Origin of the sequence: Streptomyces sp. VTCC 41912, assembly GCF_045799175.1 — a bacterium.
GTDB classification, from domain to species: domain Bacteria; phylum Actinomycetota; class Actinomycetes; order Streptomycetales; family Streptomycetaceae; genus Streptomyces; species Streptomyces albulus_C.
The window spans coordinates 17,615-36,045 of record NZ_JBJMAB010000060.1 but is presented as its reverse complement, the minus strand read 5'-3'; the positions used below and the strand labels follow the sequence as shown (position 1 = coordinate 36,045).

General features: G+C 72.4%; 16 protein-coding genes and 1 pseudogene. 10 read left to right on the top strand and 7 right to left on the bottom strand.

Annotation, left to right across the window (positions count from 1 at the left end; genetic code table 11):
- Positions 1-169 precede the first annotated feature (169 nt).
- From ACJ6WD_RS39335 to ACJ6WD_RS39320, 4 genes are all read right to left on the bottom strand, one after another.
- On the bottom strand, positions 170-1,018 hold the full coding sequence (locus tag ACJ6WD_RS39335; protein WP_407617641.1) for an EamA family transporter: 849 nt from the start codon (positions 1,016-1,018) through the stop codon (positions 170-172).
- Positions 1,015-1,530, bottom strand: coding sequence for a YbaK/EbsC family protein (locus ACJ6WD_RS39330; protein WP_233661627.1), 516 nt, complete (start codon positions 1,528-1,530; stop codon positions 1,015-1,017). Before ACJ6WD_RS39330 ends, ACJ6WD_RS39335 begins: the two co-directional genes overlap by 4 nt.
- An 86-nt stretch (positions 1,531-1,616) precedes the next feature.
- A complete protein-coding gene (locus ACJ6WD_RS39325; protein ID WP_233661626.1) occupies positions 1,617-3,272 on the bottom strand; it encodes a penicillin-binding transpeptidase domain-containing protein in 1,656 nt (551 codons plus the stop codon).
- A 155-nt stretch (positions 3,273-3,427) separates the two neighbouring features.
- Positions 3,428-5,167 carry a dolichyl-phosphate-mannose--protein mannosyltransferase gene (locus ACJ6WD_RS39320; RefSeq protein WP_376442122.1) on the bottom strand — a complete coding sequence of 580 codons (1,740 nt, stop codon included), beginning with the start codon at positions 5,165-5,167 and terminating at the stop codon, positions 3,428-3,430.
- A 107-nt stretch (positions 5,168-5,274) separates the two neighbouring features.
- On the opposite strand from ACJ6WD_RS39320, the gene rsmI reads away from it, so the two are divergent.
- From rsmI to ACJ6WD_RS39280, 8 genes are all read left to right on the top strand, one after another.
- Positions 5,275-6,153: a 16S rRNA (cytidine(1402)-2'-O)-methyltransferase gene (rsmI, locus tag ACJ6WD_RS39315; protein WP_233661624.1), complete on the top strand. Its 879-nt coding sequence runs from the start codon at positions 5,275-5,277 to the stop codon at positions 6,151-6,153.
- Between the two features lie 259 nt (positions 6,154-6,412).
- A complete protein-coding gene (locus ACJ6WD_RS39310) occupies positions 6,413-6,907 on the top strand; it encodes a hypothetical protein (protein ID WP_233661623.1) in 495 nt (164 codons plus the stop codon).
- Between the two features lie 33 nt (positions 6,908-6,940).
- Positions 6,941-7,840, top strand: a complete 900-nt coding sequence (locus ACJ6WD_RS39305; RefSeq protein WP_020930727.1) for a TatD family hydrolase — start codon at positions 6,941-6,943, stop codon at positions 7,838-7,840.
- Between the two features lie 117 nt (positions 7,841-7,957).
- Entirely contained in the window at positions 7,958-9,118 is a 1,161-nt protein-coding gene (locus tag ACJ6WD_RS39300) for a resuscitation-promoting factor (RefSeq protein WP_233661622.1), read from the top strand.
- Positions 9,115-10,014, top strand: a complete 900-nt coding sequence (rsmA, locus tag ACJ6WD_RS39295; protein ID WP_233661621.1) for a 16S rRNA (adenine(1518)-N(6)/adenine(1519)-N(6))-dimethyltransferase RsmA — start codon at positions 9,115-9,117, stop codon at positions 10,012-10,014. Before ACJ6WD_RS39300 ends, rsmA begins: the two co-directional genes overlap by 4 nt.
- Positions 10,011-10,952: a 4-(cytidine 5'-diphospho)-2-C-methyl-D-erythritol kinase gene (locus ACJ6WD_RS39290; RefSeq protein ID WP_407617640.1), complete on the top strand. Its 942-nt coding sequence runs from the start codon at positions 10,011-10,013 to the stop codon at positions 10,950-10,952. The genes rsmA and ACJ6WD_RS39290 overlap by 4 nt, the downstream gene beginning before the upstream one ends.
- A 106-nt stretch (positions 10,953-11,058) precedes the next feature.
- Entirely contained in the window at positions 11,059-12,456 is a 1,398-nt protein-coding gene (locus ACJ6WD_RS39285; protein WP_407617639.1) for a hypothetical protein, read from the top strand.
- A gap of 86 nt (positions 12,457-12,542) precedes the next feature.
- Positions 12,543-13,931: a hypothetical protein gene (locus tag ACJ6WD_RS39280; protein ID WP_407617638.1), complete on the top strand. Its 1,389-nt coding sequence runs from the start codon at positions 12,543-12,545 to the stop codon at positions 13,929-13,931.
- Positions 13,932-13,949: 18 nt separating this feature from the next.
- On the opposite strand, the gene ACJ6WD_RS39275 is transcribed toward ACJ6WD_RS39280, so the two are convergent.
- A complete protein-coding gene (locus ACJ6WD_RS39275) occupies positions 13,950-14,540 on the bottom strand; it encodes a Uma2 family endonuclease (protein ID WP_407617637.1) in 591 nt (196 codons plus the stop codon).
- 62 nt (positions 14,541-14,602) lie between these two features.
- Positions 14,603-15,421 (bottom strand): helix-turn-helix domain-containing protein, encoded by an 819-nt coding sequence (locus ACJ6WD_RS39270; protein WP_233661616.1) that lies wholly within the window; start codon positions 15,419-15,421, stop codon positions 14,603-14,605.
- Positions 15,422-15,885: 464 nt separating this feature from the next.
- Here ACJ6WD_RS39270 and ACJ6WD_RS39265 point away from each other — a divergent pair, with 464 nt between their 5' ends.
- The gene (locus ACJ6WD_RS39265; protein WP_078486779.1) at positions 15,886-15,981 is read left to right on the top strand and encodes a DUF397 domain-containing protein; all 96 of its coding nucleotides are present in this window, start codon (positions 15,886-15,888) and stop codon (positions 15,979-15,981) included.
- Positions 15,982-15,984: 3 nt separating this feature from the next.
- Here ACJ6WD_RS39265 and ACJ6WD_RS39260 read toward each other — a convergent pair.
- A pseudogene (locus tag ACJ6WD_RS39260) lies at positions 15,985-16,341 on the bottom strand (Uma2 family endonuclease); the annotation flags it as partial.
- Positions 16,342-16,566: 225 nt separating this feature from the next.
- Between ACJ6WD_RS39260 and ACJ6WD_RS39255 the strand changes: the two are divergent.
- A complete protein-coding gene (locus ACJ6WD_RS39255; protein WP_016578183.1) occupies positions 16,567-18,369 on the top strand; it encodes an ABC-F family ATP-binding cassette domain-containing protein in 1,803 nt (600 codons plus the stop codon).
- Positions 18,370-18,431: the final 62 nt, after the last annotated feature.

Genomic DNA, 18,431 nt, shown 5'->3' with positions numbered 1-18,431 from the left:
TCGGACGTAAAGCGCAGCAGTCCGACCACACGCCCCGCAGCCCCCGGACCCGGCACCACCCACAACAAGGGGGCACCGCCCCACAACACCCCACCCGCCGAAGGCGGAACGGCAGACGCCCCACGGCGGCAAACCCGACAACGTGGGGAAGCCCCCCGAAGGGCGCGGTCTAGCCGGCCAGCATCAGGCCGATGCCCGCCACCATCAACCCGGCCGCCGCCAACCGCGGCAGTCCGAAGCGTTCCTTGAAGAACACCGTGCCGATGGCGGCCCCGACGATGATCGACGATTCGCGCAGCGCCGCGATGGGCGCCAACGGCGCGCGGGTCTGCGCCCACAGCACCAGCCCGTAGGCGAACACCGAGAGCACTCCGCCGGCCAGCCCGCGCAGTGCGAAGGGCCGGAGTTCGGCGACGAGGCGGCCGCGGCGGGTGATCAGCGCGTAGACCGGGATGGCCAGCCCTTCGAGGAGCATCAGCCAGCCGATGTAGCCCAGCGAGGTCTCGGAGGCGCGGACGCCCAGGCCGTCGACGGTGGTGTACGAGGCGATGGACAGGCCGGTGGCGACCGCGGCCGCTATCGCCGGCCAGTGCGGGCGGGCGCCGGAGCCGCGGATGCCCCAGACCGCCAGTCCCACCAGGCCCGTGGAGGCCAGCGCGACGCCGGCCAGCGCCCAGCCGCTGGGGATCTCGTGCACGAACAGCGCGGCGAGGACCGTGACGACCAGCGGCGCGGTGCCTCGGGCGATCGGGTACATCTGGCCGAAGTCGCCCATGCGGAACGACTGCATCAGCAGGCCCTGGTAGAGGATGTGCAGCACCGCGGAGCCCAGGAGGTACGGCCAGGCGGCGGCCGCCGGCAGCGGGGTGAAGCAGACCAGGAGCGCGCCGCACAGCGTCCCGCCGCCACCGACCAGGGTGAAGGCCAGGAGTTGGTCGCGTATCCCGTGGGCGATGGCGTTCCAACTTGCGTGGGTGACGGCGGCCAGCAGCACGGCCGCCACGACCAGCGGCGTCACGAGGACTGCTCGCGCACGTCCACCAGCCGGGCCCCGGCGTGGGCGAGCAGGGTCCGCGGGGCGAGCGGGAAGACGGTGTGCGGGGTGCCGGCGGCGGCCCAGACGGTGTCCTGGTCGAGGATGCGGCGGTCGGCGAGGACGGTGGTGCGGGTGCGGTGGCCGAACGGCGGGACGCCGCCGATGGCGTATCCGGTGGTCTCGCGGACGAGCGCGGCGTCGGCCCGGCTGACCTTGGCGGCGCCGAGTTCGTCGCGGACCCGTGCCACGTCCACCCGGGAGGCGCCGTCCATCAGGACCAGTACCGGTTCGCCGTCGGCGACGAAGATCAACGACTTGACGATCTGGGCGAGGTCGCAGCCGACCGCCGCGGCGGCCTCCGCGGCGGTCCGGGTGGCCTCGGGGAACGCGCGCACCTCGACGCTGAGGTCGAGCGCGGTGAGGGCCTCGGCGAAGCGGGGGTGGGCCTGGGCGGTCGTTGCGGTCGGAGGGTTGTCGGTCGCGGAATCGCTCATGGCCCGCACGCTAGCGAAAGCTGTACGGGCCATGCGAACGAGATCCGGACGCTGGACACCCCGGACGCGCGGGGTGTCCGGGCGTCTCAGCCGGCGGTGAGGATGGCGCGGACCACCGGGCCGGCGTTGGTGCCGCCGTGCCCGCTGGCCGGGACGACCGCGGCGGCCGCCAGGTCGTTGCGGTAGGCGGCGAACCAGGCGTTGGGCTTGTCCTGGCTGTCGACCTCGGCGGAGCCGGTCTTGGCGCCGATGTCGCCGCTGATGCCCTGCATCGCCTCGGCGCCCGTGCCGGCGGTGGCGGTCAGCTTCATCAGCGCCTTGAGGTTGGACGCGGTGTCCGGCTTCATGGTGCGCGCCGCCTTGGCGAAGGTGCGGTTGTCGAGCGACGGGGCGACGATGTACGGCTGGCGGAACCCGCCGGACTGGGCGGTGGCGGCGATCGACGCGACGTTCAGCGGGTTCATCCGGACCCCGCCCTGACCGATCAGCGAGGCCGCCATCTGGGCGTCGTGCTGGACCGGGACGGCGCCGTCGAAGGTGGGGATGCCGGTCGCCCAGTTCAGCCCGATGCCGAAGACGTCCCGGGCCTCCTTGGTCAGGTCGTCGTCGCCGAGGTCCTTGGCGTGCCCGATGAAGGCGTTGTTGCAGGACGCCGCGAAGCTCTGCGCGAAGGTGCCGTCGGGGATCTCGGACTGGTTGAGGTTCTGGAACTTCCAGCCGCCGACGGTGACGAACTTCGGGCACGGGTTCTTCTTGTCCGGCGCCGTCAGCCCCTTGTCCATCAGCATCGCGGACGTGACGATCTTCATCGTCGAACCGGGCGCCAGCGACCCCTGGGTGGCGACGTTGAAGCCGTCGGCGGGGGAGTTGGCGAGCGCCAGGATCTCCCCGGTGCTGGGCTTGACGGCCGCCGCGGACGCCGACTTCTTGCCCTTGACGGCGTTCTCGGCGGCGGTCTGGAGCTTGGCGTCGAGCGTCGTGTGCAGGGTGCCCGGGGTGCCCTTGGAGAGCACCTTCAGCGTCTTGTCGGGCTGCTGCTTGTTGCTGTCGGCGGCCTTGGCGCGGTGGACGTAGAGCTCCACGCCCGGCTTGCCGTCGGTCTTGCTGCCGTACTTGGTGCGCAGGCTGTCCAGCACCCCGGCGAGCGTGGGGTGGTCCTTGGCGGTCAGCTCGACGCCGTTGCGGTCCACCGCCTTGATCGGCGGCGCCTCGGCCTCCCCGGTGCGCAGTTCGTCGCCCTTGGCCAGACCCGGGTAGAGCGTCGAGGGCTGCCAGGCGACCTGCGGCTTCCCGGTGGCCTTGTCGCGCTGGAGGGCCACCGTGCTGCCGTACGAGAACGGGGTCTTCACGGCCTTGTAGTCGATCTCGGTGCTGACCGTGTACGGCACCTTGTCGCCGGCCGGGGTGCCCGGCTTCAGCGTCACCTTCGAGAACTTCGCCTGCGGGGCGAAGGCCGTCAGCGCGGTCCGGGCGGCGTCCGGGTCGTCGGTCAGCGCCGCGGCCTTGGCGACGTCACCGGACTGCCAGGCCGTCAGGAAGGTCTGGGCGGTGGTGTTCACTTCCTTGGCGGTGAGCGGGCCGGAGGGCACCGTGGGGCCGCCGTCGCCCGACTTGGCATCCGCCGACCTGACCGCCTGCGGAGCCCCGTCGTCCGAGCCGCCGAACAGCGTGAACCCGCCGACGACGCCCGCCACCAGGGCCACCGACCCGCCGATCAGTCCGTACTTCACCTCGCGGCGCATGCCACCGATCCCCTCCCAGGAGCTTGATCCTTGAGTACGCACCCAAGAACGCCCATCGCACTCTAAGGGACACGGGCGCGTGGTGAGTCTCGATCCGGGCACGGTCCGGTGACGCTCCGTCGAACCGACGTGACGGGTTCGTCACATCGGCGGGCTCAGACCCAGCTGTCGAACCACATCCGGTTGTGCCAGGCGCTCTTGGGGATCGGCATACCCGTATAGAGGGGGTAGAAGTAGATGAAATTCCACACGATCAGGAGAACGAGCACTCCGGCGCCGACCGCGCCGAGGGTGCGCCGCCGTTCACCGGCCCCCGGCGGTCCGATGATCGCGCCGATCATCATCGCCAGCGCCAGGCACAGGAACGGCACGAAGACCACGGCGTAGAAGAGGAAGATGGTCCGCTCCTGGTAGAGGAACCACGGCAGGTAGCCGGCCGCGACGCCGCAGGCGATCGCCCCGGCCCGCCAGTCCCGCCGGAACAGCCACCGCCACAGCACGTACAGCAGCGCGAAGCAGGCCGCCCACCACAGCAGCGGGGTGCCCAGCGCCAGCACCTCGCGGGCGCAGCCCTCGGCGGCGGTGCAGCCGTCCTGCCCGGCCTTGGGGTCCTCGTAGAAGTACGAGACGGGGCGGCCCAGCACCAACCAGCTCCACGGGTTGGACATGTAGGTGTGCGGTGTGGTCAGGCCGGTGTGGAAGGCGTAGACCTCGCTCTGGTAGTGCCACAGGCTGCGCAGCCAGTCCGGCAGCCAGGTGAAGGAGCCCTGTCGGCCCTCGGGGGAGGTGGCCCAGTCGCGGTAGTAGCCGCCCTTGGTGGCGATCCAGCCGCTCCAGGACGCCAGGTAGGTGGCGAGCGCCACCACGACCGTCGCGCCGAACGCGGGCAGCGCGTCGCGCCGCAGCACCGACCGGAACGGGCGGCGGGCGCCGGCGGTGCGCCGCGCGCCCATGTCCCACAGCACCGACATCAGCGCGAACGCGGCCAGGAAGTACAGGCCGTTCCACTTCGTCGCCGCCGACAGGCCCAGGCACAGGCCGGCCGCGATCCGCCAGGGTCGCCAGCCCAGCCGCAGCCGGTCGCCGACCTCGTCGTCCGGTCGGGCCACCCCGGCCGGGCCGAGGGGCAGCGCCGCCGCCAGCCGGGCCCGGGTGCGGTCCCGGTCCACCAGCAGGCAGCCGAAGCCGGCCAGCACCCAGAACATCACGATCAGGTCGAGCAGTGCGGTGCGGCTCATCACGAAGTGCAGCCCGTCCACCGCCAGCAGCCCGCCGGCCAGGCAGCCCAGTGCCGTCGAGCGCAGCAGCCGCCGCCCGATGCGGCAGACCAGCAGCACCGACAGGGTGCCGAGCAGCGCGGTCATGAACCGCCAGCCGAAGGGGTTCATCCCGAACGCCCACTCGCCCAGCGCGATCAGCCACTTGCCCATCGGCGGATGGACGACGTACGAGTGCTCCGGCGAGAGCAGGATCTGCGGGGGATGGGCCAGCAGGGCGTCGTTGGCGTTCTTCGCCCAGGTGCCCTCGTAGCCGTACTGGAGCAGCGACCAGGCGTCCTTGGGGTAGTACGTCTCGTCGAATATCACCTTGCGCGGGCTGCCGAGGTTCCAGAACGTCAGCACGCCCGCGAACAGCGTCACCAGCAGCGGCCCGATCCAGCCCGACCAGCGCGCGAGCCGCCGGGCCAGGTCGGGGCCGGTGCCGAAGAGCGCCCACACCCGCCCGTCCGGCTCGGGGAACGGCGCCACCAGCCGCGTGTGGACGTCGGCCTCGGGCCGGCCGGCGTACCCGAACCGGCGCAGCCGCCGCTGCCACGCCGGGGGCCGGTCGGTCGCCTCCGGGGTGCGCAGGGCGGCCGGGGGCGTCGCACTGGTGTCACTCGTCACCCGGCCCATCGTAGGGAAGCGGTCTGTGCGGCGGGGGCCCGCGGCGCCGGGGCGGTGCCGCGCGTCACCGGCCCGGGCCCGGCCGGGCACCGGCGCGGGGCTGGGAGGATGGGGGCGTGACTGGAACGCTGGTACTTGCAGGGACGCCCATCGGTGACGTCGCGGACGCCCCGCCGCGGCTCGCCGCCGAGTTGGCCGCCGCCGACGTGATCGCGGCCGAGGACACCCGGCGGCTGCGCCGACTGACCCAGGCGCTGGAGGTCCAGCCGGTCGGCCGGATCGTGTCGTACTTCGAGGGCAACGAGGCGGCCCGCACGCCCGAGCTGGCGGACGCGCTCGCCGGTGGGGCGCGGGTGCTGCTGGTCACCGACGCCGGCATGCCGTCGGTCTCCGACCCGGGCTACCGGCTGGTCGCGGCGGCCGTCGAGCGCGACATCAAGGTCACCGCGGTGCCCGGGCCGAGCGCGGTGCTCACCGCCCTCGCGGTGTCCGGGCTGCCGGTGGACCGGTTCTGCTTCGAGGGGTTCCTGCCGCGCAAGGCGGGGGAGCGGCTGTCCCGGCTGCGGGAGGTCGCCGAGGAGCGGCGCACCCTGGTCTACTTCGAGGCGCCGCACCGCCTGGACGACACCCTCGCCGCGATGGCCGAGGTCTTCGGCGCGGACCGGCGGGCGGCGGTCTGCCGCGAGCTGACCAAGACCTACGAGGAGGTCCGGCGCGGCGGGCTGGGCGAGCTGGCCGAGTGGGCCGCCGAGGGCGTCCGCGGGGAGATCACCGTCGTCGTCGAGGGCGCCCCGGAGAGCGGGCCGGGGGAGCTGGACGCCGCGGAGCTGGTGCGCCGGGTGCGGGTCCGCGAGGAGGCCGGGGAGCGCCGCAAGGAGGCGATCGCGGCGGTGGCGGCGGACGCCGGGCTGCCCAAGCGGGAGGTCTTCGACGCGGTGGTGGCGGCGAAGAACGCCGAGCGGGACGCCGGACGGGGCGCGGCCGGGACGGTGTGACAACCCCGCCCGGCTGAGCGTCAAACCGCTCGGGAGAGCACAAAAGCCCAGACCAGAGCCATGATCCGACCTCTGGGAAGGTAAACGGCCGGCATCGAAGGTAAAGCGATCACCCGTCCAGCGGTGCGTTTTTCCTACGACCTGCCAAATCTGGGCCAATAGGTAGCAGCTCGGCTGCGTTCCGCCCCCGAAAGGCGTTCCCTGGGAACCGGGACCTCCCGTCCCCGGAGAGCTTGTCCAGCGGACAAGAGGAGCGCACATGAGCGACACCACGAAGACCACCGCCGGTACCCCCGGTGCGGCGCCCGCACACCCCGTTCCGCCCCACCCCCGACGGTCCGAGCCCGCGGCCCACGAGGCGTACGCCTTCTGCTGCATGGGCTGTGGCCACGGCTGGGAACAGGCGTACGAGATCGAGCACCAGGTGGATGCCAAGGGCGTCACGCACGCCGTCTACTACGCGGACGGCGAGCGTGTCCCGTCCCCCCTGACCCACCCCACGTGCGCCAACTGCGGCGGCCACGTCGTCCGCATCATGCGCTCCGGTCAGGTCTCGATGGTCTCCGACGCGATCGCGCACCTGCACCAGCGACCGCAGCACCACCGCAAGGCCGCCCACCGCGAGGACGCCGCCGGGCACGAGGACGCCGGCCCCCGCGACGGCTCCGGCCGCACCGGCAGCACCGCCGACCCCGACCGGCACCACTGGCACCTCTCCGACCTGCTGCACCCCTTCCAGCACCACCGCAGGTGAGGCGCCGGCCGCGGCCCTCGTAGGATCGCGGCCATGGCCAAGCAGGACAACGACACCCCGCCCCCGCTGCCGGAACCCCTCCGGGTGCCGGTCGCGGACTCGCACACCCACCTGGACATGCAGGACACCACCGTCGAGGCGGCGCTCGCCAAGGCCGCCTCCGTCGGTGTGACCACCCTCGTCCAGGTGGGCTGCGACCTGGCCGGCTCCCGCTGGGCCGCGGACACCGCCGCCGCCCACGCCGCCGTCCACGCCGCCGTCGCCCTGCACCCCAACGAAGCACCCCGGATCGTGCAGGGCGACCCCGCCGAAGGCGGCGGTGGGCTACGGGCGGACCGGTCGCGGCAGGCGGCCCGGACCGCCGGCGGGGACGCCGCCCTCGACGACGCGCTCGCCGAGATCGACGCCCTCGCCGCCCGCCCCGAGGTCCGCGGCGTCGGCGAGACCGGCCTGGACTACTTCCGCACCGGCCCCGAGGGCACCGCCGCCCAGCAGCGGTCCTTCCGCGCCCATATCGAGATCGCCAAGCGGCGCGGCAAGGCCCTGGTCATCCACGACCGGGAGGCCCACGACGACGTGCTGCGCATCCTGCGCGAGGAGGGCGCGCCCGACCGGGTCGTCTTCCACTGCTACTCCGGCGACGCCGCGATGGCCGAGACCTGCGCCGCCGCCGGCTACTTCATGTCCTTCGCCGGCAACGTCACCTTCAAGAACGCCCAGCCGCTGCGCGACGCCCTCGCCGTCGCCCCGCCCGAACTGGTGCTCGTCGAGACCGACGCCCCCTTCCTCACCCCCGCGCCGTACCGCGGACGGGCCAACGCCCCCTACCTCATCCCGTTCACCCTGCGCGCCATGGCCGAGGTGAAGGGCATGACGGAGGACGCGCTGGCCTCGGCCGTAGCCGCCAACACCGCCCGCGCGTTCGACTACTGACGCGGTCGGGCTCGGTTCGGCCACCCCGCGCCACCGCGGCGAGTTGGGCCCGCCGCCCGCACTCCGCTACATTCCGCGCTTGACCGGTTACCGGACGACACCCGTGGCAGGTGCAGCGTGAGTCCATCGCAGAGCGGCCAACGCGTCGGGCGCGGCCGGGGCCGCCGCCGGCGCGCCGCCGACACCCCGGAACAACTGCGCCGGCTGCTGCCCCGCGCCCTGGTCGTCGCGTTCCTCGCCGGCGGCACCACCGCCTTCGTCGCGCACGACAAGGCCGTCAAGCTCAGCGTCGACGGCGACCCGCGCACCCTGCACACCTTCGCCGACGACGTCGACGAACTCCTCGCCGACCAGAAACTCGACATCGGCCGCCACGACATCGTCGCCCCCACCCCCGGGACCGACCTCGCCAGCGGCGACGAGATCGTGGTCCGGCACGGCCGGCCGGTCATGCTCACCCTCGACGGGCAGCGCCGCCAGGTGTGGACCACCGCCGACACTGTCGAGGGGGCCCTGCACCAGCTCGGGGTGCGCGCCGAGGGCGCCTACCTCTCCGCCGCGCGTTCCCAGCGCATCGCCCGGCACGGCCTGGAACTGCACGTCCGCACCGAACGCGCCCTGGTCTTCGTCGCCGACGGCCGCGAGTACCACGTCCGCACCAACGCCGCGACCGTCCGCGAGGCCCTCGCCCAGGCCGGCCTGGCCCTGCGCGAGAGGGACACCACCTCGGTGCCGCCGGACAGCTTCCCCCGCGACGGCCAGACCGTCTCGGTGCTGCGCATCACCGGCACCACCGAGGTCCGCGAGCAGCCCGTGCCGTTCCGCACCGTCAGGCGGCCCGACCCGGCGCTGCCCCGCGGCACCGAAGTGGTGGTCCGCCCCGGCGTCCCCGGCCTGCGGCGCGTCACCTACCGCCGCGACACCGTCAACGGGGTGCGCCGCAAGCCCCACAAGGTGGCGGTCGAAACGGTCCACCGCCCCCGCCCGCAGATCATCCACGTCGGCACCCAGGCGCTGCCCACCTCCGTCAGCGGCGCCGACGGCCTGGCCTGGGAGGCGCTCGCCCAGTGCGAGGCCGGCGGCCGCCCGGACGCGGTCGACGTCTCGGGCACCTACGGCGGGCTCTACCAGTTCGACGTCGGGACCTGGCACGGGCTCGGCGGCTCCGGCCGACCCCAGGACGCCCCCGCCGCCGAGCAGACCTTCCGGGCCAAGAAGCTCTACGTCACCCGGGGCGCGAGCCCGTGGCCGGTCTGCGGCCGTAAGCTTCACGGGTGAGCGACCGCAAGACCACTGACGAAACCGGCCCGCTGCTGGGCCCCGCCGACGTCCGGGAACTGGCCACCGCGCTGGGCGTACGCCCCACCAAACAGCGCGGCCAGAACTTCGTCATCGACGCCAACACCGTCCGCCGGATCGTGCGGACCGCGCAGGTCCGCCCCGACGACGTGGTCGTCGAGGTCGGCCCGGGCCTGGGCTCGCTGACCCTGGCGCTGCTGGAGGCCGCCGACCGGGTCACCGCCGTCGAGATCGACGACGTGCTCGCGGCGGCGCTGCCCGGCACCGTCGCGGCCCGGCTGCCCGAGCGCGCCGACCGCTTCGCGCTCGTCCACCGCGACGCCCTGCACGTCACCGAGCTGCCTGGCCCGGCCCCCACCGCCCTGGTCGCCAACCTCCCCTACAACGTCGCGGTGCCGGTCCTGCTGCACATGCTGGAACGGTTCCCGACCATCGAACGGACCCTGGTCATGGTCCAGGCCGAGGTCGCCGACCGGCTCGCCGCCGGCCCGGGCAACAAGGTCTACGGCGTCCCGTCGGTCAAGGCCAACTGGTACGCCCAGGTCAAGCGGGCCGGGGCGATCGGCCGCAACGTCTTCTGGCCGGCGCCCAACGTCGAATCCGGTCTGGTCTCGCTCGTCCGCCGGGCCGAACCGCTGCCCTCGCGGGCCTCCCGGGAGGAGGTCTTCGCGGTCGTCGACGCCGCCTTCGCGCAGCGCCGCAAGACCCTGCGGGCCGCCCTCGCCGGCTGGGCGGGCTCGGCGCAGGCCGCCGAGGCGGCCCTGGTCGCGGCCGGCGTCTCCCCGCAGGCCCGTGGCGAGGCGCTGACGATCGAGGAGTTCATCGCCATCGCCGAGAACAAGGTCGCGGCCACGGACCAGGAGACCGCCCGATGACCCGCAACGCCCCCTACCGCGTCACCGTCCGCGTGCCCGCCAAGGTCAACGTCCAGCTCGCGGTCGGCGGCCGCCGCCCGGACGGCTTCCACGACCTGGCCAACGTCTTCCTCGCCGTCGGCCTGCACGACGAGGTCACCGTCACCCCCGCCGACGCCCTGACGCTCACCTGCACCGGCCCCGACGCCGACCAGGTCCCGCTGGACGAGTCCAACCTCGCCGCCCGCGCCGCCCGCGCGCTGGCCACCCGGCACGGCCTGGACCCCCGCGTGCACCTGCACATCGCCAAGGACATCCCGGTCGCCGGCGGCATGGCCGGCGGCAGCGCGGACGCCGCCGGCGCCCTGCTGGCCTGCGACGCACTGTGGGGGACCGGCACCTCGCAGGACGAACTCCTTTCGATCTGCGCCGAGTTGGGCAGCGACGTGCCGTTCAGCCTGGTCGGCGGCGCGGCCCTGGGCCGCGGTCGGGGCGAACTGCTGGAGCCGCTGCCCGTCGGCGGCACCTTCCACTGGGTCTTCGCGGTCGCCGACGGCGGCCTGTCCACCCCCGCCGTCTACAAGGAGTGCGACCGCCTGCGCGACGCCTCCGGCACCGGCGCGACCACCGCCGACATCCCCGACCCCGAGCCGACCCCGGCCCTCCTGGACGCCCTGCGCACCGGCGACGCCACCGCCCTGGCCGCGTCGATGAGCAACGACCTCCAGGCCGCCGCGGTCTCCCTCCGCCCGTCGCTGGCCGCCACCCTCGCCGCCGGCACCGACGCCGGGGCGCTGGCCGCCCTGGTCTCCGGCTCCGGCCCGACCACGGCGTTCCTGGTGGCCGACGCGGACCAGGCCGACCGGGTCGCCGCGGCCCTGCGCGCCTCGGGCACCTGCCGCGCGGCCCGCACCACCGCCGCCCCGGCCCCCGGAGCGACGGTCCTGCCCCAGGGCTAGGGAGTGCGCCGTACGGCGTCGGGCGCTACGGTCCGTGATCGATCCGTGGCCGTACCGTGCCCGTCCGCCGGCAACCGTTCGACCCGGCGTTCGAGTCTGGACCTGCATGACGGTTTCGAGAACGGGCCCACGACGACGGCGCGCGACCACGGCCGGGGCGGCCGCCCTGCTGGTCGTGTTCGGCGGGGCGGTGACGTCCTGCGGTGCGGGCAAACCCGAGGGGGAGAAGGCCGCGCAACGGGCCGAGTTGGCGTTCCGGGACCCGGTGGGCACGAGCTACCTCCGGTACATCGAGAAGTCGGAACGGGAGTGGGCGGCGGCCGGGGCCTACGACCCGTTCTCCGTCACCCTGGCGGCGAGCAGGGTTTCCCCGGGCACGGGGCAGGTGAGCGCCAGGAACATCAAGGTGACCGTCGACACGACCGCCACGAAGTCGGTGACGTTCAACACCATGAACAGGGAGCAGGGCTGCAAGGGCGTCCGTGGTCTCGTCACCTGCACCCCGAAGGACATCGAGTCGGGCGAGCAGGAGAACCTCCGGCTGTTCCACATGGTGGTGAGACGGGACGCGAAGAAGGGCCGGGCCGGGTCCATGAAGGTCACCGTGACCAGCGACAACGCCCCCACCATCAGCTTCACCTCCCAACTGGTCATCGGTTCGCCCGGCCTGAGCGCGCGCCGGGACCTGCACCCGGCGTCCGATCCGATAGAGCCCGGCTCCGAACTGGAGGTGCGGCCCGCGTTCGGTAACGAGGGCGCCGTCGACGTCGACGGTGACCTCAGCGTCGCGGTGGAGGTGTCGGGCCAGGCGACGTTGCGCCGGCAGTACCGCAACTGCCGTTACGACAAGGCCGACGCACCGAAGAAGGCGCTGTGCACGATCCCCGGGCCGCTGCCGGTCGGAGCGGCGTACGAGACCGACCGGCCGTTCACGGCGGCCGTCGACGAGACCGGCAGCCAGGGCAAGATCACCGCCACCCTCTATCCCGCCCCCAACACGCCGACCCGCGACCTGTTGCCGGACTCCGCCCCGCGGGGAAGCGGCGCTCCGCTCGGTTTCCGCCCGACCGACGGCAGCCATTTCGATCATTTCGACAGGGAGTTGGCCTTCGGCGACATGCGGTTCCGCACCACCCGCAGATACGACCGGCAGGTCAACGGGTTCGCCATCAAGGGCAAGGTGGGCCAGACGAGGGAGATCGACGTGATGGACGCGGGCGGCTACTTCGACGGTGACTCGTACGTGACCCTGCCCGAGGGTGTCAGCCTGATCGCGCACCAGGAGGGCGAGGCGAGCGAAATGCTCTTCTGCGCGTACACCGACGAGAAGAACCGGAAGGTCGTGTGCCCGGCGCCCGACAACCCCCTCCCCGTACTGCGCGTCCGCATCGACAAGCGGGTCGAGGGCGCGCGGGGCACGATCTCCGTGAAACCCGACCCGGAGCACCCGGACCCGGACCTGACCAACAACACCGCCCCGATCACGATGGAGTACGCGGACTGAGGGGCGGTCAGGCCGTGTCCGATCCGTGGCCGTACCGTGTTCGTCCGCCGGCAACCGTTCGACCCGGCGTTCGAGTCTGGACCTGCATGACGGATTCGAGAGCGGGCATCCGGCGACGGCGCGCGACCACGGCTGGGGCGGCGGCACTGCTGGTGGTGCTCGGCGGGATGGCGACCTCCGGCTGCGCGGCGTCCCCGCGGGCGGACGAGCCACAGCGGGCGAAGCTGACGTTCCAGGACGAGCTGACCACGAGCTACCTCCGGCATTTCACGGAGTCGGAACTGGAGGAGATGACCGGCGACAATTCCGAGCCGTTCTACGTCAACCTGGCGGCGAGCAGGGTTTCCCCGGGCACGGGGCGGGTGAGCACCAGGAACATCAAGGTGACCGTCGACACGACCGCCACGAAGTCGGTGACGTTCGACACCAGGAAACGGGAGCAGGTGTGCAAGGGCGTCCGTGGTCTCGTCACCTGCACCCCGAAGAACCTCACGTCGGGCGACTCCGCGAACGTCTGGCTGTTCGACATGAGGGTGAGGCGGAACGCGCAGGACGGCCCGGCCGGGCCCATGAAGATCACCGTGACCAGTGACAACACCCCCACCATCCACCGGACGATTCAACTGGTCATCGGGGCGCCGGAGTTGGCAGTACGTGAAGGCGAGGGCTTGGCCGACGTGGCGCCCGGCTCCGAGGTGAAGGCGCGCCCCGCCTTCGGCAACAGGGGGAAATCAGGTCTGGACGACGACCTCAGCGTCGTGGTGGACGTGAAGGGGCAGGCGACGCTGCGCAGGCAGTTCAGCAACTGCCGCTACGACAGGGCCGACGCGCCGACGAAGGCGGTCTGTACGTTCCCTCGGCCGCTGCCCGCCGGAGCGGCGTACGAGACCGACCAGTCGTTCACGGCCAAGGTCGCCGAGACCGGAAGACAGGGCGCGATCACCTACACCGTGTATCCCGCCCCCAACACGCCGTCCAGTGCGCGGCTGCCCGACTCGGCCCCGCGGGGTACCGGCGCGCCGCTCGGGTTCCGTCCGGTCGACGGCGGCCTGTTCACCACGTTCGGCCGGGAGTCGGCCTACAGCGCCGTGCAGTTCCGCACGACCCGGACCCGGGACCTACAGGTCAACGGGTTCGCCCTCAGGGGCCAGGTGGGCCAGACGAACGACATCAGCGTGAAGGACCTGGACGGCTACTACGAGGGTGGCGTGTTCCTGACCCTGCCCGAAGGCGTCAGCCTGGCGTGGCACCCCACAGGCGAAGGGCACGAAGAGCTCTACTGCGGTTACGTCGACGAGAAGAACCGCAAGGTGCTGTGCCCGGCACCCCTGATCGACCCGCCCACACTGCGGTTCCGCATCGACAAACGGGTCGAGGGCGCCCGGGGCACGGTCTCCGTGCAGCCCGATCCGGAGCACCCGGACCCGGACCTGACGAACAACACCGCCCCGGTCACGGTGGAGTACGTGGACTGAGGGGCGGGCGGGGCGTCGTCACGCGTAGCGCGGCAGGCCGTCCGTCGAGATCGTCCACTCGGCGATGGTGACGTCCTCGCCGTAGACGAAGTCCTTGCGGGTGGCGTAGCGGGGGCCGTCCGGGGTGGAGTGGATGTCGGAGAAGACCGCGCCCGTTCCCGTGCGGGGGTCGAAGACCGCGTAGACGGGGATGCCCAGGAGGGGGTAGTCGCGGGTCTTGCCCACCCAGTCGTTGTCCGGGTTGGAGCGGGAGACGACCTCGATGGCGGCGATCACCGTACGGGGATCGATGGAGCCCTCGACGTTGAGATCGGTCCAGGCGATCACCATCACGTCAGGGTGCCGCATGATGCCCTCGGGCTCGTCTTCGACATCGGGTGTGCCGTTGTGGGCCAGCAACTCGTCCGGCATCAGCTTCTCCAGACGCCGGCTGACGTGTGCGGCCGTGACCTCGTGAGGCCCTCCCGGCGACCTCATGTCGTGAACGATCCCTTCCTTGGTGATCTCGAATTTCCCTGGGATGACGTCGTCCATCGACTGAACGACGCCTCGCATGGTCAGGTACAGGTGGGAGGCACTCTGCTGCGCGTTGTCCGGGGCGAAGGTCATGGCGCGCGCTCCTCGTTCTGTGCCCAGGGGCAAGGGTCGTCACGTTCATGCTAGGCGGCCTCCTAGGGGCTGGAACGGCAGTCGCGGCACCGTCCCGGGTGTGGCGCGCGGAAGGCGCGTTCGCAGGCGTCGCAGGTCTGGAGGGGGTCGGGGCGGATGGGGGGCGGGGCGCCGGCCGGGAGGGGTGGGGGCAGTGACGCCGTGAGCCGGTGGGCGAGGAGGGCCGCCGGATTGCGGAGGCCGGGCGGCAGGTCGGCCGTCAGGGTGCGGCGCACGGCGTCGGGGGGTGCCTCACGTTCGAGCCAGGCGTGCACGGCCGGGGCGAGCCGCGCCACGTCCGTCTCGGACAGCAGCAGGCGGGGATCGTCGCGCCGCAGCTCCGCGAGGATGCGGTGGGCCGTGCGTGCGGCCACCGGGTCGGGGCGGTGCGGTGCGGGCAGGGGCGCAGGCTCCCGCTTCGGCGCCGGTCTCGGCCTCGGCCTCGGTTCCCGGCGCGGCCTGGGGGCCCGGTCGGCGGGGCGGGGTGCGGGGCGGTGGGGCGCCGCCCCCGGCTGGTTGTACGACACCGTGCGGGTCACCACCCGGCCGCTGGGCAGTCGCTCCCGCGTGCGCTCCAAGTACCCGGCGGCCTCCAACTCCCGCAGCGCGGAGGCGATCCGGGCCTCGCTCTCCGGGAAGCGGGCGGTCAGGCACTTGATGCCGATGCGTGCCCCGGCGGGCAGGGACTGGATGTGCACGGCGAGCCCGATCGCCACGAGGGTCAGCCCGCGGTGCTGGGCGAGGTGGTTGCCGACCACCGTGTAGCGGTTGCTGTGCCGGGAGTTGACGTGAATGACCCCGGACGGGGGAGTCGTCGCGGGAACGCGGGACGTGGGGCGCATGGGCACGCTACGGTTCTCTAGAGCCATCGGGAAGGGTTGTTTCCTGGGTGGTAGCCATCGGGAAGGGTTGTTCCTTGGTGGTTAGGCCCTCGTTCGGGATGCCAGTCCTGGCGAGGGCCGAAGCATGTGTGCGGTCGTGCAGGTGTGCACCGGTCGCGGCGAGCATATGCCGCCCAACCCACCTCAAAACCAATCGAGTTGGCATATGTCACCCGTGTGAGTGGCGGGGCGGTGCGGAGGCCGCTGGGGAGGCCGGTGGGGTTGGGAAGGGGATTTCCCCGGGCTTTACGCCTTTACGTCGTGCCGTGCCGCGACCCGGCCCACCGGGTCGCGGAAACGCACGATCCGGTGGGCGCCCCTTCTGCGTGCATTGTGGTGAATCAGGCACGTGGCGGCACCGCACGCGCGTAGCGTGCCGAGGAATCACGTAGTCCCGGGCAACCAGCAGATGGTGGTGGTGAGTTGTGCCCCTCGTAGTCCCCGTCCGGGACGGCAAAGATCCGCAGGGGCCCGCGCTGGTCTTCTCGGCCGCGGGGTGGGCGTCGTTCGTGGCGGCCTGACGCCTAGAGCTCGTCGATGGCGGCCAGGTCGATGTTGATGGGGTAGGGCACGCTGAGCTTGACGCGGTCGTGGTAGATGCCGGTCGGCGCGTACGTGCCGGTGGCCTTGCCGAGCTCGTGGACCTGGACGACCGGGTGGTCGTCCGGACCTGCCATGTCGACCAGCCAGAAGTGGGGGATGCCAGCCGCGGCGTACCTGCCGGGCTTCAAGTTGCGGTCGCGGGCTTCGGAGTCCGGTGACACGACCTCGATGGCGAGCAGGACGTCGGCTGCCTTGAAGTGTGTCTGGCGTCGGCCCGTGACGGCTCGGGCATGGACGACGGAGATGGCTGGCTCGGGACCGTTGCGCTTGTCGAGGACGAACTCGGCGGTCGTGATTCCTCCCCTGGACGGGATTCTTCGGCCTGCCAGTCCACGGTAACGGCCACATCCCCCTCACGTCATCACAAAGGGTGACCGCCCCCGCGCGCCCCTGCGCCCCCCCCGTGAGCCATCCCCGTCCTCCCCCGAAGGCCCCCGCCCCGCGGCGACTACCCTGGGAGGTCGATCGAGCCCCCGACCGGGGACGCACAGAGCAGGAGTGAGATGGCCGCCAACCTCGTCAATCTGGAAGCCGTCGACAAGGTGTACGGGACACGTGCGCTGCTCGACGGTGTCTCCCTCGGCGTCAACGAGGGCGACCGGATCGGCGTCGTGGGTCGCAATGGCGACGGCAAGACCACGCTGATCCGGATCCTCGCCAAGCTGGAGTCCGCCGACGTCGGCCGGGTCACGCACGCCGGTGACCTGCGGTTGGGCGTGCTGACCCAGCACGATTCGCTGGACCCGGCGGCCACCATCCGGCACGAGGTGATCGGTGACCTCGCCGACCACGAGTGGGCCGGCAACGCCAAGATCCGGGACGTGCTGACCGGGCTGTTCGGGGATCTGCACCTGCCGGGGTTCACGCAGGGGCTGGACACCGTCATCGGGCCGCTGTCCGGTGGCGAGCGGCGGCGGATCGCGCTGGCCAAGCTGCTGATCGCCGAGCAGGACCTGATCGTGCTCGACGAGCCGACCAACCACCTCGACGTCGAGGGGATCTCCTGGCTGGCCCGGCACCTGGCGGCGCGGCGGTCCGCGCTGGTGGTCGTCACCCACGACCGGTGGTTCCTGGACCAGGTGGCGACGCGGATGTGGGACGTCCAGCGCGGCGCCGTCCACGAGTACGAGGGCGGCTACTCCGACTACGTCTTCGCGCGGGCCGAGCGGGAGCGGATCGCCGCGTCCGAGGAGGCCAAGCGGCAGAACCTGATGCGCAAGGAGCTGGCCTGGCTGCGGCGCGGTGCGCCGGCCCGGACCAGCAAGCCGCGGTTCCGGATCGAGGCGGCCAACGAGCTGATCGCGGACGTGCCGCCGCCGCGCGACAACGCCGAGCTGATGAAGTTCGCCAGCTCGCGCCTGGGCAAGACGGTCTTCGAGCTGGAGGGCGTGACCGTCCAGGCCGGGCCGAAGGTGCTGCTCAAGCACCTGACGTGGCAGTTGGGGCCGGGTGACCGGATCGGTCTGGTCGGCGTGAACGGCGCGGGCAAGACCTCGCTGCTGCGGACGCTGGAGGCGGCCGCCCGCAGCGGGGGCGAGCAGCAGCCGGCGGCCGGCAAGGTCGTGGTCGGCAAGACCGTCAAGCTCGCGTACCTCTCGCAGGAGGTCGCCGAGCTCAATCCTGCGCTGCGGGTGCTGGAGGCCGTCCAGCAGATCCGCGACCGGGTCGACCTCGGCAAGGGTCGGGAGATGACGGCGGGGCAGCTGTGCGAGAAGTTCGGCTTCACGAAGGAGAAGCAGTGGACGCCGGTCGGTGACCTCTCCGGTGGCGAGCGGCGGCGGTTGCAGATCCTGCGACTGCTGATGGACGAGCCGAACGTCTTGTTCCTGGACGAGCCGACGAACGACCTCGACATCGAGACCCTGACGCAGTTGGAGGACCTGCTCGACGGCTGGCCCGGCTCGATGATCGTCATCAGCCACGACCGGTACTTCGTGGAGCGGACGACGGACCGGGTGTTCGCGCTGCTGGGCGACGCGGCGCTGCGGATGCTGCCGCGCGGCCTGGACGAGTACCTGGAGCGCCGGCAGAAGGTGATCGAGGCGGCGACGCCGACGCCCGCCCAGCCGGCCGCCGCGGCGCCGAAGAAGCCGGCCGCCGTCAACCGCGCGGCGCAGAAGGAGCTCCAGCGGATCGAGCGCCAACTGGACAAGATCGGCGAGAAGGAGGCGGCGCTGCACGGGCAGATGGCCGAGCACGCCACCGACTTCGAGAAGATCGCCGGCCTGGACGCGCAGTTGCGCGAACTCGGCGCGCAGCGCGAGGAGTTGGAGATGCGCTGGTTGGAGCTGGCCGAGGACGCGTAGGCGCCCGGTGGCCGGCCCGCGGGCGGTGGGCTCGCGGGGCCGGGCGCAAGGGCGCCAATCGG

Bases quoted from the DNA above. Each gene is read 5' to 3' on its own strand.
- ACJ6WD_RS39330 (WP_233661627.1), bottom strand. From the start codon at position 1,530: ATGAGCGATTCCGCGACCGACAACCCTCCGACCGCAACGACCGCCCAG.
- ACJ6WD_RS39325 (WP_233661626.1), bottom strand. From the start codon at position 3,272: ATGCGCCGCGAGGTGAAGTACGGACTGATCGGCGGGTCGGTGGCCCTG.
- ACJ6WD_RS39320 (WP_376442122.1), bottom strand. From the start codon at position 5,167: ATGGGCCGGGTGACGAGTGACACCAGTGCGACGCCCCCGGCCGCCCTG.
- ACJ6WD_RS39310 (WP_233661623.1), top strand. From the start codon at position 6,413: ATGAGCGACACCACGAAGACCACCGCCGGTACCCCCGGTGCGGCGCCC.
- ACJ6WD_RS39305 (WP_020930727.1), top strand. From the start codon at position 6,941: ATGGCCAAGCAGGACAACGACACCCCGCCCCCGCTGCCGGAACCCCTC.
- ACJ6WD_RS39290 (WP_407617640.1), top strand. From the start codon at position 10,011: ATGACCCGCAACGCCCCCTACCGCGTCACCGTCCGCGTGCCCGCCAAG.
- ACJ6WD_RS39285 (WP_407617639.1), top strand. From the start codon at position 11,059: ATGACGGTTTCGAGAACGGGCCCACGACGACGGCGCGCGACCACGGCC.
- ACJ6WD_RS39280 (WP_407617638.1), top strand. From the start codon at position 12,543: ATGACGGATTCGAGAGCGGGCATCCGGCGACGGCGCGCGACCACGGCT.
- ACJ6WD_RS39275 (WP_407617637.1), bottom strand. From the start codon at position 14,540: ATGACCTTCGCCCCGGACAACGCGCAGCAGAGTGCCTCCCACCTGTAC.
- ACJ6WD_RS39270 (WP_233661616.1), bottom strand. From the start codon at position 15,421: ATGCGCCCCACGTCCCGCGTTCCCGCGACGACTCCCCCGTCCGGGGTC.
- ACJ6WD_RS39255 (WP_016578183.1), top strand. From the start codon at position 16,567: ATGGCCGCCAACCTCGTCAATCTGGAAGCCGTCGACAAGGTGTACGGG.